The organism is Mesorhizobium sp. M1A.F.Ca.IN.020.03.2.1 (genome assembly GCF_004023205.1).
GTDB lineage: Bacteria > Pseudomonadota > Alphaproteobacteria > Rhizobiales > Rhizobiaceae > Mesorhizobium.
The window spans coordinates 1-25,345 of sequence record NZ_RZSV01000071.1 but is presented as its reverse complement, the minus strand read 5'-3'; the positions used below and the strand labels follow the sequence as shown (position 1 = coordinate 25,345).

25 protein-coding genes are annotated in these 25,345 nt (G+C 64.4%); 7 read left to right on the top strand and 18 right to left on the bottom strand.

Translation table 11 applies throughout. The annotated features are described in order from the left end of the window. The 3 genes from EOA79_RS14030 to EOA79_RS14020 all read right to left on the bottom strand — a co-directional run. The coding region (locus tag EOA79_RS14030) for a CaiB/BaiF CoA-transferase family protein (protein ID WP_164893856.1) at positions 1 to 1,124 on the bottom strand (1,124 nt) is incomplete at its 3' end. A 7-nt stretch (positions 1,125 to 1,131) separates the two neighbouring features. Further along, positions 1,132 to 1,893, bottom strand: coding sequence for a 3-hydroxyacyl-CoA dehydrogenase (locus tag EOA79_RS14025; RefSeq protein ID WP_067326396.1), 762 nt, complete (start codon positions 1,891 to 1,893; stop codon positions 1,132 to 1,134). A 30-nt stretch (positions 1,894 to 1,923) separates the two neighbouring features. Continuing rightward, positions 1,924 to 2,529, bottom strand: a complete 606-nt coding sequence (locus EOA79_RS14020; RefSeq protein ID WP_095823314.1) for an N-acetyltransferase — start codon at positions 2,527 to 2,529, stop codon at positions 1,924 to 1,926. A gap of 273 nt (positions 2,530 to 2,802) precedes the next feature. On the opposite strand from EOA79_RS14020, the gene EOA79_RS14015 reads away from it, so the two are divergent. Next, positions 2,803 to 3,789: a glutathione S-transferase family protein gene (locus tag EOA79_RS14015; protein WP_095823313.1), complete on the top strand. Its 987-nt coding sequence runs from the start codon at positions 2,803 to 2,805 to the stop codon at positions 3,787 to 3,789. Between the two features lies 1 nt (position 3,790). On the opposite strand, the gene EOA79_RS14010 is transcribed toward EOA79_RS14015, so the two are convergent. Next, entirely contained in the window at positions 3,791 to 4,291 is a 501-nt protein-coding gene (locus tag EOA79_RS14010; protein WP_127335827.1) for an NUDIX domain-containing protein, read from the bottom strand. 68 nt (positions 4,292 to 4,359) lie between these two features. On the opposite strand from EOA79_RS14010, the gene EOA79_RS14005 reads away from it, so the two are divergent. Further along, positions 4,360 to 5,298: a metallophosphoesterase gene (locus tag EOA79_RS14005; protein WP_066994187.1), complete on the top strand. Its 939-nt coding sequence runs from the start codon at positions 4,360 to 4,362 to the stop codon at positions 5,296 to 5,298. Here the strand turns inward: EOA79_RS14005 and EOA79_RS14000 are convergent. The 4 genes from EOA79_RS14000 to leuA all read right to left on the bottom strand — a co-directional run bounded on the left by EOA79_RS14000 (position 5,288) and on the right by leuA (position 10,666). Then, the gene (locus EOA79_RS14000; protein WP_095801707.1) at positions 5,288 to 5,905 is read right to left on the bottom strand and encodes a hypothetical protein; all 618 of its coding nucleotides are present in this window, start codon (positions 5,903 to 5,905) and stop codon (positions 5,288 to 5,290) included. The genes EOA79_RS14005 and EOA79_RS14000 overlap by 11 nt on opposite strands. A 68-nt stretch (positions 5,906 to 5,973) precedes the next feature. Further along, positions 5,974 to 6,774 carry an alpha/beta fold hydrolase gene (locus tag EOA79_RS13995; RefSeq protein ID WP_095823311.1) on the bottom strand — a complete coding sequence of 267 codons (801 nt, stop codon included), beginning with the start codon at positions 6,772 to 6,774 and terminating at the stop codon, positions 5,974 to 5,976. Between the two features lie 233 nt (positions 6,775 to 7,007). Continuing rightward, a complete protein-coding gene (locus EOA79_RS13990; RefSeq protein WP_095823310.1) occupies positions 7,008 to 8,792 on the bottom strand; it encodes a tetratricopeptide repeat protein in 1,785 nt (594 codons plus the stop codon). 197 nt (positions 8,793 to 8,989) lie between these two features. Beyond that, positions 8,990 to 10,666, bottom strand: coding sequence for a 2-isopropylmalate synthase (gene leuA / locus EOA79_RS13985; RefSeq protein ID WP_164748231.1), 1,677 nt, complete (start codon positions 10,664 to 10,666; stop codon positions 8,990 to 8,992). Positions 10,667 to 11,194: 528 nt separating this feature from the next. Between leuA and EOA79_RS13975 the strand changes: the two genes are divergently transcribed. The 3 genes from EOA79_RS13975 to EOA79_RS33170 are packed head-to-tail and all read left to right on the top strand — an operon-like array spanning position 11,195 to position 13,399. Then, the gene (locus tag EOA79_RS13975) at positions 11,195 to 12,361 is read left to right on the top strand and encodes an ATP-grasp domain-containing protein (protein ID WP_095823307.1); all 1,167 of its coding nucleotides are present in this window, start codon (positions 11,195 to 11,197) and stop codon (positions 12,359 to 12,361) included. A 4-nt stretch (positions 12,362 to 12,365) separates the two neighbouring features. After that, positions 12,366 to 13,142, top strand: coding sequence for an alpha/beta hydrolase-fold protein (locus tag EOA79_RS13970; protein ID WP_095823306.1), 777 nt, complete (start codon positions 12,366 to 12,368; stop codon positions 13,140 to 13,142). Beyond that, a complete protein-coding gene (locus tag EOA79_RS33170; RefSeq protein ID WP_179293602.1) occupies positions 13,142 to 13,399 on the top strand; it encodes a hypothetical protein in 258 nt (85 codons plus the stop codon). The genes EOA79_RS13970 and EOA79_RS33170 overlap by 1 nt, the downstream gene beginning before the upstream one ends. Here the strand turns inward: EOA79_RS33170 and EOA79_RS13960 are convergent. From EOA79_RS13960 to EOA79_RS13940, 5 genes are all read right to left on the bottom strand, one after another. Continuing rightward, entirely contained in the window at positions 13,393 to 14,145 is a 753-nt protein-coding gene (locus EOA79_RS13960) for an SDR family NAD(P)-dependent oxidoreductase (RefSeq protein WP_067327099.1), read from the bottom strand. The two genes, EOA79_RS33170 and EOA79_RS13960, sit on opposite strands and share 7 nt — an antisense overlap. 52 nt (positions 14,146 to 14,197) lie before the next feature. Continuing rightward, positions 14,198 to 15,301 (bottom strand): AbrB family transcriptional regulator, encoded by a 1,104-nt coding sequence (locus EOA79_RS13955; protein ID WP_127335079.1) that lies wholly within the window; start codon positions 15,299 to 15,301, stop codon positions 14,198 to 14,200. Positions 15,302 to 15,377: 76 nt separating this feature from the next. Next, entirely contained in the window at positions 15,378 to 15,689 is a 312-nt protein-coding gene (locus EOA79_RS13950; RefSeq protein WP_095823304.1) for a putative quinol monooxygenase, read from the bottom strand. Positions 15,690 to 15,741: 52 nt separating this feature from the next. Then, positions 15,742 to 16,527 carry an SDR family oxidoreductase gene (locus EOA79_RS13945; RefSeq protein WP_095823303.1) on the bottom strand — a complete coding sequence of 262 codons (786 nt, stop codon included), beginning with the start codon at positions 16,525 to 16,527 and terminating at the stop codon, positions 15,742 to 15,744. Between the two features lie 83 nt (positions 16,528 to 16,610). Further along, positions 16,611 to 17,045: a DsrE family protein gene (locus EOA79_RS13940; protein ID WP_095823302.1), complete on the bottom strand. Its 435-nt coding sequence runs from the start codon at positions 17,043 to 17,045 to the stop codon at positions 16,611 to 16,613. Between the two features lie 107 nt (positions 17,046 to 17,152). On the opposite strand from EOA79_RS13940, the gene EOA79_RS13935 reads away from it, so the two are divergent. After that, positions 17,153 to 18,235 carry a hypothetical protein gene (locus EOA79_RS13935; protein ID WP_095823301.1) on the top strand — a complete coding sequence of 361 codons (1,083 nt, stop codon included), beginning with the start codon at positions 17,153 to 17,155 and terminating at the stop codon, positions 18,233 to 18,235. Between the two features lie 264 nt (positions 18,236 to 18,499). Here the strand turns inward: EOA79_RS13935 and EOA79_RS13930 are convergent, their stop codons facing one another. The 5 genes from EOA79_RS13930 to EOA79_RS13910 all read right to left on the bottom strand — a co-directional run bounded on the left by EOA79_RS13930 (position 18,500) and on the right by EOA79_RS13910 (position 24,921). Beyond that, a complete protein-coding gene (locus EOA79_RS13930; protein ID WP_095823300.1) occupies positions 18,500 to 19,447 on the bottom strand; it encodes a cation diffusion facilitator family transporter in 948 nt (315 codons plus the stop codon). Positions 19,448 to 19,452: 5 nt separating this feature from the next. Further along, positions 19,453 to 21,642 carry an anthranilate synthase gene (locus tag EOA79_RS13925; protein WP_095823570.1) on the bottom strand — a complete coding sequence of 730 codons (2,190 nt, stop codon included), beginning with the start codon at positions 21,640 to 21,642 and terminating at the stop codon, positions 19,453 to 19,455. Between the two features lie 235 nt (positions 21,643 to 21,877). Next, a complete protein-coding gene (locus tag EOA79_RS13920; protein WP_095823299.1) occupies positions 21,878 to 22,933 on the bottom strand; it encodes a succinylglutamate desuccinylase/aspartoacylase family protein in 1,056 nt (351 codons plus the stop codon). Between the two features lie 153 nt (positions 22,934 to 23,086). Further along, positions 23,087 to 24,463 carry an FAD-containing oxidoreductase gene (locus tag EOA79_RS13915; RefSeq protein ID WP_095823298.1) on the bottom strand — a complete coding sequence of 459 codons (1,377 nt, stop codon included), beginning with the start codon at positions 24,461 to 24,463 and terminating at the stop codon, positions 23,087 to 23,089. After that, a complete protein-coding gene (locus EOA79_RS13910; RefSeq protein ID WP_095823569.1) occupies positions 24,460 to 24,921 on the bottom strand; it encodes a DUF4126 domain-containing protein in 462 nt (153 codons plus the stop codon). Before EOA79_RS13910 ends, EOA79_RS13915 begins: the two co-directional genes overlap by 4 nt. Before the next feature lie 133 nt (positions 24,922 to 25,054). Between EOA79_RS13910 and EOA79_RS13905 the strand changes: the two genes are divergently transcribed. After that, positions 25,055 to 25,345, top strand: a 291-nt coding sequence (locus tag EOA79_RS13905; RefSeq protein WP_281060282.1) for a maltose acetyltransferase domain-containing protein, incomplete at its 3' end; no start/stop codon positions are given.

Below are 25,345 nucleotides of genomic sequence, written 5' to 3'. Positions count from 1 at the left end.
ATGCCGAAGCGTGCCAGCACAGCCGAAGGCCGGCGGTCGGCGACGGTCGACGCCGCGGCAAGGGTCGAGGCGGCGTTGGAGAAGCGCGGCGCCGGCGTCGGACGTTCGAGCTCGCCCGATCTTGCAAAATTTTGCCGGGCGCGGCTCTGCGGATGATCCCTGGCTTCGGTCAGCGACAGGACGGGAGCGACGCAGGCGTCGGTCGGTCCAAACACCTCGGCCCACTCGTCGCGTGTCTTCGCTCTGATTCTCGCGGCAATGGCAGCGCGCATGTCGGGCCACGATGTCCTGTCATATTGACCGCCGACAAAACGCCGGTCGAGCGGCAACAATCGGGCGAACTCGGCAAAGAATTGCGGTTCGAGGCAGCCGATGGCGACATGCCGTCCGTCCGCCGCCTCGTAAACGTCGTAGAAGGGGGCCCCGGAATCGAGCAGGTTCTCACCGCGTCGCTCGCTCCAGAGGCCGGCCGCCATGAAGGCATGGATCGGAGCCGCGAGCATCGATGCACCCTCGACCATGGCGGCATCGATCACCTGACCTTTGCCGGTGCGCGAGCGCTGGAACAGGGCCGCCAGCACGCCGGCGATCAGCATCATGGCGCCGCCGCCCTGGTCGGCGACTAGGTTCAGCGGCGGCACGGGCGGCGCTCCCTGCCGGCCGACGGCATGCAGCAGGCCGGCATAGGCGAGGTAGGTGATGTCATGACCGGCGCGGCGCGATAGCGGCCCGTCCTGGCCGAAACCCGTGAGGCGGCCGTAGATCAGCGCAGGATTGCCTTCCAGCACGACATCAGGCCCGAGGCCCAGCCGCTCCATGACGCCTGGGCGAAAACCTTCGATGAGAACGTCGGCCTTTTCCGCAAGGCGCAGCAGAAGCTCCGCGCCGTCCGGCCGCTTCAGGTCGAGCCTGAGGATGGAGCGGCCGTGGCGGTCGAGGTCGTGGGCCTCGGGCAAGGATAGAAGCGGCTCTTTGGCGTCCGCCCGCTCGATGCGCAGGACGTCTGCGCCCATCTCCGATAGCATCAAGGCGGCGAGCGGCACCGGGCCGAGGCCCGCCATCTCGATCAGCCTGAGGCCAGCCAACGGCCCTGTCTTGTCGGCGGCTGTCGGCGGCGTGCTCATTTCGCTTTTATTTGGGCGCCATGCGGATCGCGCCGTCGAGGCGGATGGTCTCGCCGTTCAGCATCTGGTTCTCGATGATGTGGAGCGCGAGTGCTGCATATTCCGAGGGCTCGCCGAGGCGAGGCGGGAAGGGCACCGAAGCGCCGAGCGAATCCTGCACCTCTTGCGGCATGCCGGCCATCATCGGGGTCTTGAAGATCCCTGGGGCGATGGTGCAGACGCGAATGCCTGAGCGCGCCAGGTCGCGCGCCACCGGCAATGTCATGCCGACGACGCCGCCCTTGGACGCCGAATAGGCAGCCTGGCCGATCTGGCCGTCATAGGCGGCGACCGACGCCGTGTTGACGATGACGCCGCGTTCGCCGCCGGCGAGCGGGTCGAGTTTCGCCGCCCGGTCGGCGACCAGGCGGATCATGTTGAAGGTGCCGATCAGGTTGATCTCGATCACCTTGCGGTATTGATCCAGCGGGTGCGGGCCATCCTTGCCGACCGTCTTCACTCCAATGGCAATGCCGGCGCAATTGACCAGGATGCGCGGTTCGCCGAGCTTTGCCGCCACTTCGGCGATCGCCGCGCTGCCACTGTCTGCGCTGCTGACATCGCATTGAACCGCGATGCCGCCGATATCGGCGGCAACCTTGGCCGCGCGATCGATACCGATATCGAGTATCGCTATCTTAGCGCCCTTGGTGGCAAGGGCGCGCGCCGTCGCTTCGCCAAGGCCGGAGCCACCGCCAGTGACGATCGCGATCTGGCCGTTCGGGGTCATGGTGGCGTCCTCCCAGAATTTCGGATCATGCTACGAAGCGCGCTGCTGCGGCGCAACCTGAATGACCGGATCGATCGAGGACTGCGGAATGGCCGAGGCGCGGACCGCGACCTGGGCCAGGTCGGCAACCCGCGCCGTATCCGCATGACAGACCTCACCGACGAACCGGGCCACCGCGCCAGGCCTGATTTCGTGATGGAGCAGCCGGTCGAGATCGACCGGACGCGGCATGGTGATCTGCCCACGCGGGAAGCGCTTGAAGCCGAGCGGCCCGTAGTAGGGCTCGTCACCGACCAGCATGACGGCCGGCGCGCCGGCCTTCGCGGCGGCTTCGAGCGCGATCGCGACCAGCCTGCGGCCTATGCCGAGATTCTTGAAGGCGGGCCGGACGGCAAGCGGGCCAAGCATCATGGCGCGTCCGGCGCCTGCCGCCACGCGCGTCATGCGCACCGAGGCGATCACCGTCTCGTCCTTGACGGCGACAAAGGACATCGAGCGGTCGTGCCCGCCCGCCTCGCGGATCTTATAGGCGGCCAGCACGAAACGGCCCGGCCCGAAGGCCTCGTCGTTGATGGCTTCGATTTCAGGATCGTGCGCCGGGGTCTCCGGCAGATATTTCACGTCGGCAAGGCTCATGGTCTTTGCGTTCCGGTATGCGAGGAAAGGTTTGCTGCAAGCGGCAGCGTTCGCCAGTCAGCGCTTCATCAAGCGCGGGCGTCCTTTCGTCGTCGGTCGAACCGGATCGTGGCAAAGTCAAACATGGGCGCTTCCGCTAGCATCAATTGTTCACGGCTGCAATCGGCCCTTTTCACCTTTCTTTTCGCCGTTTGACGAACTGTTCAGCGCCTGAGGGCTTCGACATTCCGGGTAAGCGCCTAGATGTCCGTTGGAACCTGAGGGAGATTTCGCATGGGATTGCTAGTTGAAGGCAAATGGCAGGACCGCTCGACCGTTGCCGACAGCAGCGGCAGGTTCGTGCGTGCCGAAGCGCAATGGCGCGACTGGGTGACGCGCGACGGTGCGCCGGCGCAAGGGCGCAAACGCGGTTTCAAGGGGGAGCCCGGGCGCTATCACCTTTACGTCTCGCTCGCCTGCCCCTGGGCGCACCGGACCTTGATCTTCCGCGTCTTGAAGAAGTTGGAAGACATCATCTCCGTCTCCGTGGTGCACCATTTCATGGGCGAGAACGGCTGGACCTTCACAGCCGAGGACGGCGCAACCGGTGACACGCTCTACGGCCTCGACTTCCTGCACCAGATCTATGCCAAGGCCGATCGCGGCTATTCGGGCCGCGCGTCCGTACCGGTGCTGTGGGACAAAAGACAGGAAACCATCGTCAGCAACGAGTCGTCAGAAATCATCCGCATGCTCAATTCCGGCTTCGACGAATGGGGTGATGCGAGCCTGGACTTCTATCCGCCGGCGTTGCGTTCCGAGATCGACAGGATCAATGCGCTGGTCTATCCGGCGATTAACAACGGCGTCTATCGCGCCGGCTTCGCCACCTCGCAGGAAGCCTATGAGGAAGCGTTCGGCGAGCTCTTCGCAGCACTCGACACGTTGGAAGAGCGGCTGTCAAAGCAGCGCTATCTTGTCGGCGAGCGGATCACCGAAGCTGACTGGCGTCTATTCACCACGCTGGTGCGCTTCGATCCGGTCTATGTCGGCCACTTCAAATGCAATCTGCGCCGGATCGCCGACTATCCGAACCTGTCGAACTATCTGCGCGACCTCTACCAGGTGCCCGGCGTGTCAGGCACGGTCAGCCTGCATCACATCAAGTCGCACTACTACGGCAGCCACAAATCGATCAATCCGACGGGGATAATCCCGGCGGGACCTAAACTCGACTATGCCGCACCACATGATCGCGGCCGGTTCAGGAAGGCGGCATGAGTCACCAGTAGGCCGAGACCTGCTCGCCGCCGAAAATTTCGGCAATCCGACGTCGCGTCGCCGGCGTCGCATCTGCCGGCAAACGGTCGAGCGGAAAGAACGCCGCCTCGGCGATCTCATGGTCCGCCGATTTCGGCGCCGTCTGGTTGAAGGCTTCGACCAGATAGAGGCCGACGTGGTCGCGTGTGCTGGCGCGACGGTTTAAGTGCATCGATCTCAGCACCGGCGGAGCCGTCAACGCGATGTTGCCCTCCTCGGCGAGCTCGCGCGCCAGCGCCTCGACAAGCGTCTCGCCGACCTCGACGCCGCCGCCAGGCAACTGCCAGCCCGGAACATAGGTGTGGCGGATGAGGAAGATGGAGTTGGATGCGCGGTCGTAGATCAAGCCGCGCACGCCAAGCGTCATCGGGCGCCGCAGCAGGAAATAGAGATGGAACAGCCTTGCCCGCAGTCCCGCCCAGCCGGTCTGGCGGAACGCCTGTTCCGGATCGGCGCCAGTCATCCACGAAACCGCGAGCGGACAGGAAACGTTGAGTAGAAAGCCCGGACCGGGTCGCTTAAGAAGGGGCTATGCTCAGGCTTGCACATATTTCCGATGTCCATCTGGGGCCGCTGCCCGATGTAACCTATCGCGATCTCGCGTCCAAGCGCGTGCTGGGTTACGTCAACTGGCAGCGCAACCGCCGCCGTCATATGCACGATGCGGTGATCGACACGATTGTCGGCGATATCAAAGCCAACGCCCCCGACCACCTCGCGGTCACCGGCGATCTCGTCAACCTGGCGCTCGATGGCGAGATCGAGATGGCGAAACATTGGCTGGAGACGCTGGGCTCTGCGAATGACGTATCCGTGGTGCCGGGCAATCACGATGCCTATGTGCCGGGCGCCTTCGACAAGGTTTGCCGGTCATGGGCGCCGTGGATGACGGGCGACGGCATCAACAGCCCGATCGACCGCAATTCCTTTCCCTATTTGCGGGTTCGCGGTGATGTCGCTCTGATCGGCGTCACGACGGCGCGGGCCACGGCGCCCTTCATGGCCAACGGCTTCTTCATGGAGGGCCAGGCGGAGCGGCTCGGCAACATCCTCGACGCGACGGCCAGACAGGGGCTGTTTCGCGCCATCATGATCCATCATCCGCCGGTGCGTGGCGCGGTCTCGCAGCATAAGCGGCTGTTCGGTATCGCGCGCTTCCACAAAGTCATTCGCCGGTATGGCGCCGAGCTTGTGCTGCACGGCCACTCGCACTTGCCTTCGCTGTTCACCATCGGTCCGCGCGGCGTCAAGGTGCCGGTGGTCGGCGTGGCCGCCGCCGGCCAGGCGCCGGGCGGCGATCATCCCGCCGCTCAGTACAATCTGTTCGAGATCGGCGGAAAAAAAGGTGGTTGGACCATCCGCCTGACACGGCGCGGCCTGACCGGTCCGGCACTGCCGCCGTCGGACATTCAGGTGATCGAGCTCGGTGCCGATATGCCGGTGGTGCGCGAGCCCGTCGTCAGAAGCTGATCTTCATCTGGGCGATGCGGTCCCAGAACAGCACCAGCGATACCGCCAGGCCGACCAGGGCGCCGGCGGCGATCAAGCCGAGGCCGGCGAAGAAGGTCGTCCAGCCGTTGCGGCGCGTTGCAGCCTGCAAGGGCGGCTCGGCTTCCCGGACCTCGGCTCGATGCAGGCCAGTCACCGCGCTCTCGACCGCGCCTTCCATCATCCGCTGCCGCTCGACGACACGCTCGGCCACGTATCGCGTAACGGCATCGGCGACGGGCTTCATGTCGGTCGATTCGGCCAGCACCACGCGGCCGATGCGTGTGTCCTTAAGGAAGCGGAAGGTGCGGCGATCCCGCCCCATGGCGACATGGCTGACGGCATCGACCCACAGCCGCGGCTGCAGGCCGGAGGAGACGGCGAAGTCGAAATTGTCGATATCCGCCGGCACGTCGGCGAAAACGGGGGCGAGCTCCGCGGCCAGCAACTCGAGCCGCATGCGGTGCGCCTCGCGCATGTCGACCACCACATCATCGCGGTCGGCGAAGGCGTTCTTGACGTCGCGGATCGCGTCCGCGAGCTTTCGCGATGGCTCGATCGGGGTGATTTTGTCGCCTGCATCCTTCATGGCGCTGCCTCGCTGTTGGTAAACAGCGAGTTAACACAGTCGCCGGCAAAATGCACTGCGAGATGGGCTCAGCTTGCGGCTGCGCTGAACACCGGTCTCTGGATTCTGCCGCGGCGACGCGTGTTGCGGCGCACGGCCCCTGCAATCAGGTCAGGCGCCTCCTCGACCAGCATGTGGCCCGCCTCCAGCACGTGGTGCAGGTGGAAATGCGGCGGCAAGTCCTCGGCCTGGGCGACGGGCAGGACGGGATCGTCCGTTCCCCAAAGCACCATCACCGGCATGCTCAGGGTTTCCAGCCGTTCGCTCGGGATGACACCTTGCCGGTCTTCCCTGGTGATCACGGCTGCAGCACCGACGAGGGTCCGCAACTGGCCCGGCCGTTTGCGCATGCCGCACAGCGCCTCCACCACGTGTTGAGGAGGAGAACTTTGCGGCCCCGACATGGCGGCAAGACAGGCGCGGATCTCATCTCGATCGGCCGCGGCCGCATAGCGCCGCAGCAACGGACCGTTGATCTCGGGGCCGAAGCCGCCGGGCGCCAGCAAGGTCAGCGAGGCCACCCTTTCGGGATCGGCAGATGCCATCAATGTCGCGATCGCGCCGCCCATGGAATGGCCGACGACGTGAACTTTGCCCAGGCGGCGCGCGCCCAGATCGGCTAGGATGACCCCGGCGGCCTGCTTGACGCCTGCCGCCTGGCACTCCAGGGAGTTTCCGTGGCCCGGCAGATCGTAGGCCAGTGTCCTCACATCGGGCGTCAATCCCGCAATCACGTCGCGCCAGATCGAATGGCAAGCGCCGAAGCCGTGCAGGAAGACGATCGTCTTCGAGCCAGCACCGCTTTCGGCGACGTGAAGAGAGTTAAACATCGAGATTGTTGGCTGTGAAGCAGTATGAGGGGCAATTCAAGATTGTGGCTGAATTGCTCCCTGAGCAGGTCGATAGCCAGTAAAATCTTCGCGAATTCGCCGTGCGCGCCCCAATCGAACGCGTAAGCAGGCCTAAGACTCGTTGAGTGTCGACGCCCGCTGTGCCGAGCAGATCCGGCGTGCGAATTTAATATTCCAATCAGTCCGCACGTCAGCGAATGCTCCACGTTCGCTCAGCTCGGATTGCCAATCCCCGCAGAGCGCAAGGATTGCACCAGCCGGTCGATGAGATCGGCGGGGTACTTCCTGTCAACAAAAGTGGCGCGCGGATTGGCGGCGAATTTCGGGAATTCGGCCGTGAGCTCGTTCGCCAATTCGTTTGCGAGCTTGTCGCGGCCTGAGATCTTGGCGCCGATCAGGCGCGCCGCCAGGTAATGCGATTTGGACGCGGTGGTCCGCAGCGACTCGCTGGCAATCGCTGCCCTCTGGGTGTCGCCTTGCATGAAGGCTCCGACAAACAGGCCATAGTCCCACCAGGTCGGATGACCGCTGAAGGCCTCGACGGCATGGCCCAGGATCGGCGTCCCTTCCTGGTATCTGCCAGCGAAGATCAGGCCGTAGCCATAAGCGGCGGCCATGCCGAGATCGTAGGGGTTGAGCTCATAAGCCTTGCGCATCCAGCGGATCGCTTCGTCGGTGTTGCCGAGGCGCGAGTTGAGGTAGCCGTAGGCGCGATGCGCGTGCGGGCTCATCGGTGCCATCTGAATGGCGCGGTGGGCAAACGACATGGCCTGCTCGACCGTTGCGCCGGGCGGATAGGCGTAGCGGTTGTTGACGGCTTCCAGATGCAGGGAAGCCAGTTCCGAGTAGATGAGCGATGATTTGGTGCTTTCTCTGACCAGCTTCTCCAGACAGCGATACGCAGCTTCGTGCGCCTTGGCGCTCTGGTCGAGATAGTAGAGGTCGTCGAGCACCAGACATCCTATCTGGCTGGTCCGGATATCGCTCTGGTCGATATAGCTGTAGATCGCGCCCGAAGCGGGGACGGTAGAGCTCAGGAGATTGGCGATGTTGCTCTCGACCGCACCAGGCGCGCTTTCGGCCGATGTCAGGTTGCGTGACAGGAGAACCCGTCCCGTCGCGACGCTCTGCAGCTCGATCATGACGTCGCCGGCGTTAGTCCCGGGAATAAGATCGAAAACGAAGCTGATCGGATCGGCGGAACGATTGCGCGTAGCGTCGGCGTCGCGTCCGATGAAGTCTATCGTATCGAAGCCGGCCAGACCGGCGCGCAGCGAGGAAGCAACACGGGCCGCCTCGGGTCCGTCGGCTTTGATGGCCAAGTAGATCAAAGGCAGGCCTTCGAACGTTTGGGAAGCGACGCTGCTGGTCGCGCCTGCCGTTTCGACTTCAACCGGCGCGACCGCGTCGTCACCACGAAGAAAGGCGTTACCCTGGCGGACGACAAGGATACCCAGCATGGCGATGACCAGCACCATGGCGGCCCAGAAGAACCGCAACTGGCGCGTCAGCGATGACGCGGATTGGGTCGGTGCCGGGGTCGTCGTCAGCGGCACGGCGTCGACCGGTGCGGCGGCGGCCTCGGGCTTCTCGAAATGCTTGGAAGGCCGGGCGATCGGGGCATCCGCGGGTTTGGCGTCGGCTGGGAGCCGTATGGCGTTCAACTCGTAAGAAGGCACATAGCCGCCGCGCGGAATGGCGATGCGTACCGGCTCGCCAATGCCTTCGCTGGCAAAATATTGATCCAAAAGCTCGCGCAGCCGCCCCGCCTGGACCCTGACGACCGCGTCGGTCGATCCGTCGAAATCGCCGTCCTTGCCGAAGACATCCATGGCAATGGACACACCCTTCAGCCGGTCGGCTTCGCCTGCCTGCTCGCGTTCGACCAGATAGCGTAACAGCCTGCGGGCCCGCTCGGATCGTCCGAACGTTTCGCTGGCAAGCAGTCGCTCCAATGTCTCGCGCACTGCGGGGGCGGCAGGCGTGGCAGGCTCCAAGTGTCGGACCTTTCAGAGTCGGCACAGGTTAGGGCGCGATAATATAGCGCGCGCTCCAGCGCACAAGGAACCTTCTGTTATGTGATCGCGTAAGCCACGGGAAATTTACCGGCCGGTTAACGAATTTGAACGCGGCTCGCGCCTGCCATGAAGCGTGGCACGTCCGATGAACGCGCCACGCTTTATCAATCGAACAATCAGGCGGCCTTGCGGCCCAGGATGCGGTTGGCGGCCGAGACCACGGCCTCCAGCGAGGCGGCGACGATGTTGGTGTTTATGCCTGCGCCGAAGAGCTTGCCGCCCGGATATTCCATCTCGACATAGGAAATGGCCGACGCGTTCGACCCGCGCTGCAAGGAATGTTCGGAATAGTCGAGCACCGACATGTCGACGCCGATATGGCGCGAAAGCGCATCGACGAAGCCGTCGATCGGGCCGGTACCGGTGCCGGTGATGGTGACTTCCTTGCCGTTGTCGAGGATCTCCGCCTCGACCACGCGACGGCCCTTTACCGCAGTGTCCGGATAGGTGCGATGGTCGAGGAATTTCAGCCTGGCGCCGGGCTGGTCGACATAGGCTTCAAGGAAGCGCTCGTGGATGCGCTTGGCCGGCACTTCCTTGCCTTCGGCGTCGGTGATCGCCTGGATGTCCTGGCTGAACTCGATCTGCAGGTTGCGCGGCAGATTGAGGCCGTAGTCGGCCTGCAGCACGTAGGCGATGCCGCCCTTGCCCGACTGCGAGTTGATGCGGATGATCGCCTCATAGGTGCGGCCGACATCAGCGGGGTCGATCGGCAGGTAGGGCACTTCCCAAACCGGCGTGTTGGCTTTGCGCAGCGCCTTCATGCCCTTGTTGATGGCATCCTGGTGCGAGCCGGAGAAAGCGGTGTAGACGAGCTCGCCGACATAGGGGTGGCGTTCCGGGATCTTCAGCTGGTTCGAATATTCATAGACGTCCTTCATCCGGTTGATGTCGGAGCAGTCCAGCTCGGGATCGACGCCTTGCGTGTACATGTTGAGCGCCAGCGTCACGATGTCGACATTGCCGGTCCGCTCGCCATTGCCGAACAGCGTGCCCTCGACGCGGTCGGCGCCGGCCATCAGGCCGAGCTCGGTGGTGGCGATGCCGGTGCCGCGGTCGTTGTGCGGATGCAGCGAGATGATCAGCTTGTCGCGGTTGTCGAGATTGCGGCACATCCACTCGATGCGGTCGGCATAGACGTTGGGCGTCGACATCTCGACCGTCGATGGCAGGTTGACGATCAGCTTGTTGTCGGCCGTCGGCTTCACGATCTCGGTGACGGCGTTGCAGATCTCCAGCGCGACCTCGAGCTCGGTACCGGTGAAGCTCTCCGGCGAATATTCGAAACGGAAGCCGCCGCCGGCCTTGGCGGCCATGTCGGTGATCATCTTGGCGGCATCCGTGGCGATGCGCTTGATGCCGGCGACGTCCTTTTCGAAGACGACGCGGCGCTGCAGCTCGCTGGTCGAGTTGTAGAAATGCACGATCGGGCGGTGGGCGCCCTCGAGCGCCTCGAAGGTCCGCGTGATCAGCTCGGGCCGGCACTGCACCAGAACCTGCAGCGACACGTCCTTGGGCACGCCGCCCTCCTCGACGCACCAGCGGGCGAAGTCGAAGTCGGTCTGCGAGGCCGACGGGAAGCCGATCTCGATCTCCTTGAAGCCCATGTCGAGCAGCAGCGCGAACATGCGCGCCTTGCGCTCATGGCCCATCGGGTCGATCAGCGCCTGGTTGCCGTCGCGCAGGTCGACCGAGCACCAGATCGGCGCCTTGTCGATCACCTTGGACGGCCAGGTGCGATCGGCGAGGTTGACGGTCGGGTAGGGCTGATATTTGCGGGCGGCATCGGCCATGTGGCCGGGCGCTTGCGCGCCCGTTTCGGCCTCGCCGGCGCGGATTGCTTCTCTTCTATTCATCGTCGTTTCTCCCGGCGGCTCGTGGGACCGCCTTCAGGCGGATCGGTGCCGAGCGGCGCCTTTACCAAAGAATTTCGTTCGCTTGATGTGACTTGCCAATCTAGCCAAGGAGCAGGCGCCCAAAGCGGCGGTTTTCGACCGCCGGGCGCTCCTTCAGCGAACCCGGCGATCGCCGATAAGGCCGAGAAGGAGCAGGGTCGAAGCAAGCGCGCGCACGGTCTCGCCGGCAAAGCCGGGGCGAGAAGAAGCGACGGAGCGGGTGCGCGTGGTCATGCCGGCTCTCTTACAGGAGCGGCCATCCGGAGGCAAGTGCCGGCCCGGCTTTGAGTCTTTGGTTTCATGCATATCGTCTTCCCAAAACCGCTGCACAGTTTTGGTCGACATGCTTTGGCGCGGCTCTTCCCCGCATCAGCCAAATGCGCCACACTCGCCTCCGGAGGACCTGATCCGAGGGGGAGGTCGTGCATGAATTTCGTGTTCTTCTCGCCGCATTTTCCGGGCAACGGCGCCGATTTCTGCGAACGGCTGAAGAAGGCCGGCGCTACCGTACTCGGCATCGGCGACGCGCCCTATGAGACGCTGAGCAGCAAGCTCAAGGCGGCGCTTTCGGAATATTATCGGGTCGCGGACATGGAGAACTACGATGCCGTATTCCGGGCGATGGGCCATTTCATCCACAAATGGGGCCGCATCGACCGCTTCGAGTCGTTGAACGAGCACTGGCTGGAGCTCGAGGCCAATATCCGCACCGACTTCAACATCTTCGGCACCAAGCTCGACTTCGTGAAGAATTTGAAGCGCAAGAGCCGCATGCGGGCTTTCTTCCGCAAGGGCGGCGTCGAGACAATCCCGCAACGCAAATGCTCCGATCGGGCCGGCGCCATGACCTTCATCCGCCGGGTCGGCTATCCGGTGGTGGTGAAACCGGATTCGGGCTCCGGCGCCTCGAACACGTTCAAGATCTCCAACGCGAAGGAGCTCGATCAGTTCTTCAAGGACAAGCCCGAAGGCGTGGCCTTCGTCATGGAGCAGTTCATCGAGGGGCTGGTGGTGACCTTCGACGGGCTGGTCAACCGCGACGGCGAGGTGGTGCTGGCGGCGAGCCACCGCTACGACCAGAGCGTCATGGAGGTGGTCAACCGCGACCGCCATATGAGCTACACCTGCTTCCCCGAGATTACGCCCGCGGTCGAGGAGGCAGGCCGCAAGATCCTGAAGGCGTTCGACGTACGCGAGCGCTTCTTCCACATCGAACTGTTCGAGACCAGGGACAAGCGCATCATTGCGCTGGAGGTCAACATGCGGCCGCCAGGCGCCTGGATGACGGATGCGATCAACTACACTTTCGACATCGACGTCTATGCCGAATGGGCCAACATGGTGGTGAAGGACGCGGCCGGCGGGCCCTACAAGGGCAAGTATTTCACGGCCTATGCCAGCCGCAAGCGACACCTCGACTATTTGCACAGCCATGAGGACGTGCTAGCCGCCCACGGCGACAAGATCGTCCACCATCAGGCCATCGAAGAGGTTTTCAGCCGCGCCATGGGGAACTACGCCTACCAGATGCGCTCGAAGGACCAGAAGGCGCTGCGTCAGGCGGTCGACTATATCCACGCGGAAAAGGCGTGAGCCGATGGACGTCTCCTATCACAAGGCCCATGCCCGCAATCTCGGCCGCGACATGGAATACAAGCGCTACGGCCATGCCGGGCGGCCGGTGGTGGTGTTTCCCACCTCGCAGGGGCGTTTTTACCAGTTCGAGGATTCGGGAGGCGTCGCAGCACTCGCCGAATTCGTCGACACCGGCCGCATCCAGCTGTTCACGCTCGACGGCATCGATTCGGAATCCTTCTTCGACAAGCATGGCGATCCCGTCAGTCGCATCGCCCGCCACGAAGCCTATTTCCGCTATGTGCGCGAGGAGGCGCTGCCGGAGCTGCAGGCGGTTGCCGCCAAGGCCAATGGCGGACGCGCCCTCAAGCCGCTGTTCTGCGGCTGCTCGATGGGCGGCTACCACTCGTCGAATTTCGTGTTCCGCTTTCCGGAGCTAGCGAGCGGCGTGATCTCGCTATCCGGCGTCTATTCGACCCGCGACTTTTTCGGTCGGACGCTGGAGGGCAGCATCTTCTACAATTCGCCGCTCGACTATCTGCCGGGCATCGTCGACCAGAAGCTGCTCGGGCGGCTGAGGGCGCTGAGGCTGATCTTCTGCTGCGGGCAGGGCGCCTGGGAAGAACGAATGCTCGTCGAAACGCGCGAACTGGAGCAGGTGCTGCGCGAGAAATCCATTGCGGCCTGGGTCGACTATTGGGGCGGCGACGTCAGCCACGACTGGCCGTGGTGGCACAAGCAACTCGTCTATTTCTTTGGCCGCTGGCTCGATGACGACCTGATGCACAGGATCGACTGATGACCGCGCCCGACCCGATCCGCCGCTTGTCGAAGCCACCAATGCCGGCGACCCGGGGCCTTTCTCGAACCCTCACCGCCGATGCCTTGCTCACCTATTGGGGCCGTTCCTTCCGCGGACGCGAGCAGATCGCGCGCTGGAACCAATCCGACAGTATCGGCGTACAATCCCTTTTGATGCGCGTCGCGGGGTTGGCCGCCACCTCGGGTCATGTGGAATGGCGGCGTGGGCGCGCTGTCGCGATCCTCGCTCAGTAGGTCGCGCGCCCGCCGGACAGATCGAAGGTGGCGCCAGTGGTGAAGGAATTCTCGTCCGACAGCATGAAGGCGACCATGGCCGCAGCCTCCTCCACCTCGACGAATCGACCGCGAGGCACCTTGCTGAGCATATAGGTCACCTGGGCCTCGGTGAGCTGTTCGAGGATACGGGTGCGGGCGGGCGAGGGGGTCAACGCGTTGACGGCGATGTCGAGACCGGCGAGTTCCTTGCCGAGCGACTTGGTCAGCGCAAGCACGCCGGCTTTGGCGGCCGAATAGGCGGCGGCGTTGGGATTGCCTTCCTTGCCGGCCACGGAAGCGACATTGACGATGCGGCCGTAGTTGCGCGCGATCATGCCGGGCACCAGACGTCGGCAGCAGTAAAAGACGCCGTTGAGGTCGATTTCGATGATCTGCCGCCAGGCGGCGGGGTCATAGTCCACCACGGTCGCGGCCGGCCCGGCAATGCCGGCATTGTTGACAAGGAGATCGACAGGCCCGAGCGCCTGCTCGGTCTCGATTGCGGCGCGGTCGACGGCCTCGATCTGCGACTGGTCGCAAAGCAAGGCATCGACCCGGCCCAAGGGAGCAAGCTCGGCCACAGCGCTCGCCATCGCGGCCTGGTCGATGTCCCAGATGGCGACGCTTGCGCCCGACGACAGCAGGCGTCGGGCGACCGCAAGGCCGATGCCTTGCGCGCCGCCCGTCACGACCCCGACGCGGCCAGAGAGATCGACAGCATTCAAACGACGGTTCATGGCCAATTCCTCTGCTTCTCCATGCACTTGGTAGCGCGGATCAGTCCCTGACGTTTCGCGCCACAAGCTTGGCGACGCTTGGCCCAACAAGCAGCACGACGAGGAAACGGGCCGATTGCAGCGCCATGACGAAGGAGATGTCGACGTTCTGCGCGGCGGCGGCGATGATGGCGACGCTGTCCATGCCGCCGGGGCTGGTCGCCAGATAGGCGGTCAGCGGATCGATGCCGAGCACGCCGCTGATGACGAAAGCCATGCCGCCGCAGAAGGCGATCAGCGCTACGATCGAGGCGATGATCTGCGGCAGGGCGCGTGCCGCGTGGCGCAGGATCGGCCGGGTGAAGTTCAGCCCGATCGACCAGCCGACCATGGCGTAGCTGACGGCCAGCAGCCAGGGCGGCAATTGCATCGGCACGCTGAAGCCGAGATGGATTACCGCGCCAAAGATGAAGGTGCCAAGGAAGAAGGGCGAGAGCAGTCTGAGCAGCTTGCCGAGCAGGCCGCCGACGACCGCGATGCCAAGGGTGGCGCCAAAGGCCAATGGATCGATCGGCGGAAACCAGATGATGGGCGGCACTTCGACGCCCGACGTGTCGACCCACATCTTGGCGACGAGCGCCGCCGTCACCGAAACGAAGATGACGCGCAGATATTGCATGAAGGCGACGAGGCGCTGGTCGGCACCGAAGGCGCCGGCCATCAGCACCATGGCGGTGGCGGCGCCCGGCGAGGAACCCCAGACCGCCGTGGTGCCGGGCAGGATGCGCCAGCGACTGATCAGCCAGCCTAGCAGGCTGGAGGCGGTGAGCGTCGCCACCACCATCCCGAAGAAGAGCGCCCATTCGGCGTAGAAGACCGGAAATATGTCGACCGAGATCGAATTCGCCACCAGGCAGCCGACCACGGCCTGAGCGGAACCGAACAGCGCGCGGGGTACGCGCACCGTGGCGCCGTTGGTGCCGGCCAGGATCGCGGCAAGCATCGGGCCGATCAGCAGCGCCGCAGGCAAGGCGGCCAATTCCAGCGCGCCGGCAAAGAGCAGCGAGAGCACCACCAGCGCCAGCCACTGCTGCAGCGGGCGCAATCGCGTCATGCGTTGAACAGACGGTTGCTCCAGTGACGGTCCTTCTGATGAAGAGTCCATATCCGGCTCTTAGCCCGGGCACGGACAAATGCGAACCCATTTTCCCGCGGAAATGCCGTTGGCGACGGTCTCGCGCTCAGCTGCCCTTCTCGGGGGCCGGAAGGCCGAAGCCGCCGACAGGATGGGTCTCGACCTGGAATTCGAAGCCGGCGATGAAAGGACGCGCCCTGGCGATTGCCGCCTGGACTTCGGGCAGTTGCAGGGACGCCTTATGGCTTGCCTGATCGGTCCACACTTCGGTGACCCAGATCGCGTCGGCATCGGCCGGGTCGGTGGCGATGATGTAGCTCAGGCAGCCGGGCAGCGCACCGGTCGTCTCACGCAGCACGTCCATGACTGCATCGCGCTGGCCGCGTGCCGCCCGCATCTTGCCGATCAGTCCGAACATTCCCTTCCTCTCCCTCCAGGTTGCACGCTGAGCTGAGTATGCAATCGCCAGCTCACGGCATCAACTGGCCACCATTGACCTCGATCACCTGGCCGATGATGTAGCCGCTCAAGAGGTCGGAAGACAGGAACAGGTAAGCGCCGACGCAATCTTCGGCCCTTCCGGCGCGACCCTGCGGAATGGTGGCGACCATGCCCTTCATCTGCTCGGCGGTGGAATAGCGCTCGTGGAACGGGGTCAGGATGGTGCCGGGCGCCACGGCGTTGACGCGGATGCCGAAGCCGATCAGCTCCTTGGCCATGCCGCGCGTCACGTTGGAGACGAAGGCCTTGGACGAGCCATAGAGGCCGGCGCCGCCGCCGGCGCCGTTGCGGGCGGCGATCGAGGTGGTGTTGATGATGAAGCCGCCCTGGCGCTTCAGCCATGGGATCGCTCTGCGCGAGGCCGTCAGCACCGAGCGCGCGTTGAGATCCATCACCGCATCGTAATGGGCCTCGGTCTGCTCGGCATAGGCAACGCGGCCGAGCATGCCGCCGGCATTGTTGACCAGCCCGTCGAGCCGGCCGAAATGTTCAGCGCTCCCCTCGACCACGCGCTCGACGTCGGCGGGAACCGAAAAATCGCCCTGCGTCAAGAACACCTCGCCGCCGTCGTCGCGGATGGTTTTGGCGAGCTCTTCGGCGGCTTCCCGGCTTGAGTTGTAATGCAGCGCAACGCGGCATTTCTGCCGGGCATAGGCGAGGGCGAGGGCTGCTCCGATCCCGGTCGACGCGCCGGTGACCAGCACCGCCTTGCCGGCAAGATCGGGAATGACAAGCGTGGTCGGGTCAGTTGGCACGTCGATATCTCCAGGATTGCGCTGGCAATTGGTAGACGCTTCCCGGCCAGGTGTTCAAGTCAAGGCAAGATCAGGGCGCGAATTCAGGGCCGCAGATAGACATAGCCCTGGCGCTGCAGCTCCGCGAGCTTGACCACGCCGCCTTTCTCCGCGACCTGGAAGCCGGCAAGCAGGTCGGTCACGGCGATGTCCATGCCATGCATGGTGTTGCCGCAGGCCTGCGGAACAAGTCCCTGCTGGACGAGACCGGCAAAGCGGCTGGAGGTCGCTCCGGAAGCGCTCTTTGCCTTGAAGGCCGCAAGCGCCGGCCCATGCACGACCAGCACGACCTCGACATTGCCGCCGGTGCCCTCATAGTGGTTCTTGATGTTGCCGAGGACGAAGTTGACCTTGTCGGCGTCGCTGAGATGGTAGGCGACCTTCAGCCTGTGCTCGCCGGTGGCGGCGCTCGCCTGGCGAAGACCGAAAAAACCGGCCGCTCCGGCAAGACCGGCGCGGAAAACGTCACGGCGCAGCATCGCATCCTCCTCAATCCGGCGGCTCTCGCAAGTTTGCGTGGCCCAGCCTTCGTGCCTAGACTAGCATGAGTCGCAATCACGTCCTGTCTGTGGGAGGAGAGGATCACATGACGTCGAGGATGGTGGCAGGTGCAGTGCTGGGTGCCGCCCTGTTCTTTGCCGACGCGGCGCTCGCAGATGATGCCCCCAAGCTGACCGAACTCAGCCCGAGCGGTCCCGACGTCTGCTTCGGCCGGGTCTATGATGCCGCCCATCTCAAGGCGCATCCGCACCAGAAGGTGGCGCGCATCTTCTTCTACCATGGCCACGATCCGGTCAGTCGGCCGAACGAGGAGCCGAGCTCGATGTCCGACGCCGCCTATAACGGCTTTCTCACCACCACGGTGCGCGGCGCCAAGAAGCCGGAATGGGCGGCTGCCTGGTGCAACAAGGAGGATCCGAGCGACAGGGCGAGCGACATCCGCTGCGGCATGGAATGCGACCGCACGCTCGCCTCGCTGAGGGTCGACGACAAGGGCCGGCTGATCCTCTCCAACGTGCAGCGTGACGTCTATCTCGACGCCGGCGCGGAGGAGGATCTCGGCAAGGCGAAATACAACGAGCAGGCGCTGGGCAGCGAAGACGATAATTTCCGTCTCGATCCGATGCCGGCCGACACCTGCAAGGCGGAGTTCGCGCGCATCGATCCGATCGACCCGGCGCTCGGGGCCCCGCTGCGCGAGCGGCTGAAGCCGGACCAGCCCTTCTGCTACGGCCGCGACTATGACGACGCGCATCTGGAATCCCATCCGGACCAGATGACGCAGTCGATCCGCGTCTTCCGCGGGCCGATCGAGCTCGCTTCCTTCGCCGCCGGTGGCGATGCCGCCAACTGGCCAGACGGCGCCGACATCGCCATCTCGGTGACGACCAGGCAGAAAGAGGCCAAGGTTACGCAGACCTATTCCTGCCAGGGCGAGGCCGATCAGTGGCGCTGCTCGGCTAGCTCCAAGATGAGCGACTTTGCCTGCGACATCTCGCAGAAGGAGATTTTTCTCAAGCGCGGCGCCAGCGGCACGATGCTGCTGGCCAACCCCAACAATGCGCTCGCCATCATCGACCTCTGCTCGAAGATCGCGGGCGGCAAGACCACGTCCGACGACAAGGTGTACAGGCTCAATCCGATGCCCCAGTCGGCCTGCACGCCGTGAGTGTGCCACTTCGTCACTCTAAAGTGTGGCGCTTCGTCATCCTATGCGGAGCAAGGAGGGAAGCGACGCGGCGCAGCCATAGGATCCATGCCGTTATGCTAAGGCGTTGAAACGGTGTAGAATTCTGCTTCGCTGCATGCTTCGGCCAAGGCCACGGCATGGATCCCAGGGGGTCTCGGCGATGGAGCTTCGCTCCTGCTTCGTCCAGGGATGACGACACCGCGGAGGCCCGGCCAATTTTCCAAGGCGTGCCTGGAAATCGCTTCAGGCGAAAGGCACCGCCGTTGTGCCTTTCGGCAGCTTCGCCTCGTCGTCCGGCTCGACATGGATGGTGACGCGCACCGAGGGGATCTCGGCCTTCAGCGCGTCCTCGATGCGGTCGCAAATGACATGGCTGGCGCCGACCGTCATGTCGGCGTCGACGACGAGGTGGAACTCGATGAAGGTCGCTCGCCCGGCGATGCGGGTTTTCAGGTCATGCACCTCCAGCGCACCCTTCGAATTGGCCGAGATGATATCGCGGATCTGCATGTGCTCCTGGGTGTCGACGGCACGATCCATCAGTCCGCTCAGCGACTCTCCGGTAAGCTTCCAGCCCTGATAGAGAATGTTCAGCGCAACAAGAAGCGCAAGCAGCGGGTCGAGGATATGCCATCCAGTCATCACCGCGGCGACAAGGCCCACGATGACGCCGACCGAGGTAAGCACGTCGGTCATGATGTGCTGGCCGTCGGCGACCAGGGCCGGCGATCGTTCGCTGCGGCCGTTGCGGATCAGCACGAATGCCCAGACGGCATTGACGAGCGCCGCGCCGGCATTGATCGCCAAGCCCTGCCAGGGCTGTTCGAGCGACGCGGGATTCTGCAGCGATTGCCACACCTTGGCGATGATCAGCAGCGCCGCAACGACGATCAGAACACCCTCGAGCACCGCAGAAAAATACTCGGCCTTGTGATGGCCGAAGGGATGGTCGCTATCGGCCGGCTTATGGCTGATGCGGATCGCCCAGAGAGCGGCTGCTGAAGTGATGACGTTGACGATGGATTCCAAAGCATCGGAATAGAGGGCCACGGAGCCGGTCATCTGCCAGGCAATGAATTTCAGCCCCATCACCAGGAAGGCGATGACGATCGACCAGAAAGCGAGGCTGGCGATCTTGCGCTTCGCGGCGGCTCTTGCGGCCGCCGTCGCCGTGTCTTCCACCGCGGCCATCGTTGCTAGGCAGCCTTTTCCTTGGCCTTGCGCGGCAGATGCGCAACGATGTTCTCGATGATGCGCATGCCGGCATTGTGGCCGAGCGTCATGATCGATTCCGGGTGGAACTGAACGGCGGCGATCGGCTCCTTGCGGTGCTCGAAGGCCATGATGACGCCGTCCTCGGTCTCGGCCGTCACCACGAAACCTTCGGGCAGGCGCACCGGATCGGCGAAGATCGAATGATAGCGGCCGACGGTCACTTCCTTGGGCAGCCCCGAGAAGATGATGCCCGGCTTCGAGACACGGATGCGCGAGGGCTTGCCGTGCATCGGAATGTGCAACTGCCGCAACTCGCCGCCATAGGCTTCGGCCAGCGCCTGCAGGCCGAGACAGACGCCGAAGACCGGCAGGTCGCGGGCGCGCGCTCGTCTGATGGTCGCGGCGCAATCGAAATCCTTCGGCGTACCCGGGCCGGGGGAGAGCACGACGAGATCGGGCTTCAGCCGCTCGAACACCTCTTCCGGCACCGGCGTGCGCACGGTGGAAACAGTGGCGCCGGTCTGGCGGAAGTAGTTGGCCAGCGTGTGGACGAACGAGTCCTCGTGGTCGACGAGCAGGATGTTGACGCCGTCGCCGACGCGCGCGGTGGTGCGTTCGGTGCCTGCGGCGTTGCCGGTCTTGGCGTCGCGTATGGCGGAGAGCATGGCGGATGCCTTCAGTTCGGTTTCGGCTTCTTCTTCCTCAGGAACGCTGTCGAAAAGCAATGTGGCGCCGGCGCGCACTTCGGCGATACCGTCCTTGATGCGGATGGTGCGCAGCGTCAGCCCGGTGTTCATGTCGCCGTTGAAATTGATCATGCCGATCGCCCCGCCATACCAGGCGCGCGGGCTCTTCTCGTTCTGCTCGATGAAGCGCATGGCCCACAGCTTCGGCGCGCCGGTGACGGTGACCGCCCAGGCGTGTGACAGGAAGGCGTCGAAGGCGTCCATGCCTTCGCGCAGCCGTCCCTCGATGTGATCGACGGTGTGGATCAGGCGCGAATACATCTCGATCTGGCGGCGGCCGATGACGCGCACCGAGCCCGGCTCGCAGACGCGCGACTTGTCGTTGCGGTCGACGTCCGAGCACATGGTGAGCTCGGACTCGTCCTTCTTGGAGTTGAGCAGCTTGAGGATCTGCTCGCTGTCGGAGATGGCGTCGTCGCCGCGCTTGATGGTGCCGGAGATAGGGCAGGTCTCGACCCGACGGCCGTTGACGCGCACGAACATCTCCGGCGAGGCGCCGATCAGATACTCGTTTTCACCGAGATTGATGAAGAAGGAATAGGGAGAGGGGTTGATCGACTTCAGCTTGCGGGAAATGTCGGAGGGCTGGGTCTCGCAACGCTCGTAGAACATCTGTCCAGGCACGACCTCGAACAGGTCGCCGCGCTTGAAGCTCTCCATCGCCCGGCGCACCAAATTGGCATATTCGCCGGGTTCGTGATCGCCGCGCGGCGGGATGCGGTCGGCGGTCCTGAACGGCTCGACATGAGCATCGCGGGCCAAGCCTTCCGTGGAAAACCCTTCGCCGGAATAGTCGTAGCGGTCGGTCCAGGCCTTGGTCGAATAGTGGTCGACGACGAGGATCTCGTCGGGCAGGAACAGCACCAGGTCGCGCTGGCTCTGCTTACGCTCGAGCTTGTAGTCGACCGGGTCGAACTGGAAGGCGAGATCGTAGCCGAAGGCGCCGTAAAGGCCGAGATTGGCGTCCTCGGCAGTCTTGAACAAAGCCGTGATGGCGCGCAGCACCGTGAAGACGGACGGCACGCGGCTGCGCTCTTCCTCGGTGAAGACGCGGCCGGGCTTGGCGACATCGAGGCGGATCAGCTTTTTCGAGCTCTCGGCAATCGCCACCTCGCTCAGCTCGCCAAGCGCCTTGCCGATCACCGGCAGCAGCACTTCGCCGCGCTGGTTGAGCGCCTCGATGCGCATGGCGCGGCCGCGCGCCGAGATCACCAGCGGCGGATCGATGATGGCCGTGTCCCAGCGCGTGTAACGGCCCGGATATTCGTAGTTCGAGGAGAACACCGCGCCGCGGCGGGAATTCAGGCCGTCGACATAGGCGTCAATCGCGCCTTCATAGGGCTGGTCATGGCGTTCGCGGGTGATCGTCACCCCGCCCGCGGTGACGAAGCGCTCCGCCCCGTTGTCCAGAACTGTAGTCGTCATTGCCGTCTCCATCAGCGTTTTGGGCAACGGACCCGGGAATGGCTTGGAAAAACAAATGGCCGCCCGGACATTCCGCTGCGGCCACCCTCATTTTCACGCATGCGCGTTCGAACCGGCCGCTGTCAGCGAGCCCACCACCAAACGGTCTTGTTCGAACGCATGTTCATGGCGACTCCCATAGCGGCGAATGACGGCCCGCGCAACTGGATTTCACGCGAACGGTAAAGCCGGCCCGTCAGTCCTCCAGCGTGCCGGAGCGCGCGTCGGCGCTCCTCTTGTCGCCGGCAAGCTTCAAAAGATCCTCGCCGGCGCGGATGATGCGGCGCGAACGACGGGTCAGGATGAAACCCGACTGGGGCGCGAACACCTCGGTGCGGCCGCCGGCTTCGCCGGGCGCATGGACGATCGTCGCCAGCCGGTCGCCCTTGTTGACGCGGTCGCCGGGCTTGACGTCGTAAAGGATGGCGCCGGCCTTGGGCGAAGGCATCATCTCGATGTTTTCCAGCGGTACGACGGCGCCGGAAAAGCTGCTCGCCTTCGGGACGGAAGGGTCCTGGATGACGCCGCGCGTCACCAGCAAGCGGTAGAGGCCGGCGGCATCGGAGGCGGCCAAGCCGCTGTCGACATCCAGCATGCCGCGATATTCGACCGTGGTGGCGACGCGCCGGTCGAAGCGCGCGACGCTCGCAGGCACATTTTGATAGGGCATGATCGAGGCGCCCTCGAAGGTGCCGCTACTGTCCTCGCTCCACAGCAGGACGGCATCGATGCCCATCGCAGCCGCGCAGTCGGCCATATGCGGCCACAGGCTGGTGTGGATGTAGAGATAGGCAAGGCCTTCATCGTCGCAGTGGAGATCGAGCACGATGTCGTTGCCGAGGGAGAGTTCGACGAGCCGCTTCTTCAGCCGGCGGTCGGCGCCGCCGAGGTTGACATCCGCTAAAAGCCTGGCGTCCGGCGCGGCAAGCAGCGGGAAGGCACGGTTGAAGTTGGTGCGGGTGCCGAGATTGAAGCGGCCCTGGTGCTCGCCGAAATGGTATTGCGCCCGACCGATTGGATTGGCCCAGGGCACCAACGTGATGGCGCCTCTAATGCGGCCTTCCGCTTCCGCCTTGGCAAGCATCGGCATCAGCGCGTCGATGGCGACGACACCTGGCAATTCTCCGGCATGAAGCGCCGCCTGCAGATAGGCCGAGGACGCCGACTTGTCCGTGCCCTCGAAGCGGAAAACTGGGAACTCATAAGCAACGCCTTCGCTGTCGCCTGCGATGCGCTCGATGGTCTTTTGCATGGGGTTCCTCCGGTGGGTGGCCAGACATGCATGGTTACGGCCAGGGTGTCAGTGGTCCAGTCCGCCCGCGCGATAGGCGCAAGCCGACCGTCGGACGCCTTGAGCACTGTTTGCCAAGATCGAGAAGCCCCGACGTGGAGCGGCGATCTGCCGTTACGCCAGCGGCTTCAAGTCCTGGGCGATGGTCGGCAGAAGCTCCGAGACGTTGGGGTGGATGTGCATGGCGCGCGCCAGCGTCGAGATCGGCGCCTTGGCATACATCAGGTCGAGCACTGAGTGGATCGCCTCGTCGCCGCCCGGTCCGAGCACCGAACAGCCGAGGATCTCGCCGGTGTCGGCGTCGGCCAGGATCTTCATGAAGCCTTGCGTCTCGCCCTTTTCGACGGCGCGGCCGACACGGGTCATCGGCCGCTGGCCGACAAGCGCGCGGCGGCCGGATTTCTTGACAGCGGTCTCGGTCATGCCGCAGCGGCCGAGCGGCGGATCGATGTAAAGCGCATAGGCCTCGATGCGATCGGTGACCTTGCGCGGATCGTTGTCGAGCAGATTGGCGGCGACGATCTCGTAGTCGTTGTAGGAGGTGTGGGTGAAAGCGCCCTTGCCGTTGCAGTCGCCCATGGCCCAGATGCCGGGCACATTGGTGCGCAAGTGGTCGTCGACGACGATGTAGCCGCGCTTGTCGACCTCGACGCCGGCCTTGTCGAGGCCGAGGTCGTCGGTGTTGGGGACGCGGCCGAGCGCCAGCAGCACATGCGAGCCGACCGCCGGCGGCTTGCCGGCAGAGAAGGTCACGGCGATACCGTTGCCCTGCCTGGCAAAGCCGATGTTCTCGGCGCCGACATGGACGGTGATGCCTTCGTTTTCGAGGATCGACTGGATCGCGGCCGAGACGTCCTCGTCCTCGCGGCCCGTCAGCCGCGGCGCTTTCTCGATCACCGTGACCTCGGAGCCGAAACGGCGGAACATCTGGGCGAATTCGAGCGAGATATAGCTGCCGCCGACGACGACCAGATGGCTGGGCAGCACATCGAGATCCATCATCGAGGAGTTGGTGAGATAGGGGACGTCGTTGACGCCGGGCAGGTCCGGCACGGAGGCGCGGCCGCCGGTGTTGAGGAAGATTTTTGGCGCGGTCAGCAGGTCGTCGCCGACGCGCACTGTATTAGCGGATTCGAATCTGGCATGGCCGCGATAAAGCGTGCAGCCCTTCATCCCCGCGATCCAGCTTTCGAGATTGCCGCGGGCGTCATTGGTCACCTTGTCCTTGCGTGCCTTGATCCTTTGATAGTCGACCCCGACCGGACCGGAGAGCGCGACGCCATAGTCGGCGGCGCGGCGGGCAAGATGCGCGGCGTAGGCGCTCGCCACCATCGCCTTGGTCGGCATGCAGCCGGTGTTGACACAGGTGCCGCCAATAAGCTTGCGCTCGATCAGCGCAACGCTCATGCCAGCGGCGTCGAGCCGGCCGGCGAGCGAAGGGCCGGCCTGGCCGGCGCCGATGACGATGGCGTCGAAGTTTTTCGCGCTCATGCGACCGCCGCCACGATCAGCAGGCCGCCGATGATCGCCACCGCGTCCTCGATGAAGGCGGTGGGCGGATCCTTGCCGAAGGCGGCAGCCATCCTTGCGCGTGCTTCCGCGCCGCCCAGCGTGCCGATCACCGCGCCGATCGCGCCGGCGATGAGGCAGCCGATGGTGGCGCCGACCGTGGCGCCGATCACCGCGCCGCAGAAGGCGCCCGTGACGATGCGCGCGCCAAACTGCTGCGGCACCTTGCGGCTCGGCGTCGACGGCAACTGGTCGGTGACGAGTTCGACAATCGCCAGGACGGTGAAGATGCCGACCGCGATCCAGTGGCCCATGAAGCTTGCCCAGGTGCCGGCAACCGGGATCCAGCCGAGATACGAACCCCAGGCAACGGTCGCTGGCGCGGTCATGGCGCGAAGGCCGGCGACGACGCCAATCAGCAATGCCAGAATGTAGAGCATCATCATCCCCTCAAATTCGGAGCTCCGCACGGTTCCGCGGATGGCAAGCTAGCATAGGCCTGGCGTTTGGCCATGGGCTTTTCCGGTCGGGCGGATTGTGCTTTGGCAGCGGGACGGGAATGGAGGAGCAGCCATGACGACAAGCGAGCGCATGAAGATGGCGGCGGGTGAATGGTACAGCTGCATCGACCCGGAGCTGGAGGCGATGCGGGTGACCGCCCGCGACGCAGTGTTCGAGCACAACAGCATGCCGCCCCGGCAGCGCGGCGACATCGGCGCGACACTGCGAGCGCTGCTCGGCGGCCTAGGCGAGGGCGCGCGCATCGAGGCGCCGTTCCACTGCGCTTACGGCTTCAACCTGTTTCTCGGCGAGGGCGCCTTCCTGAACGCCGGTTGCACCATTCTCGATACCGCTCCGTTGAAG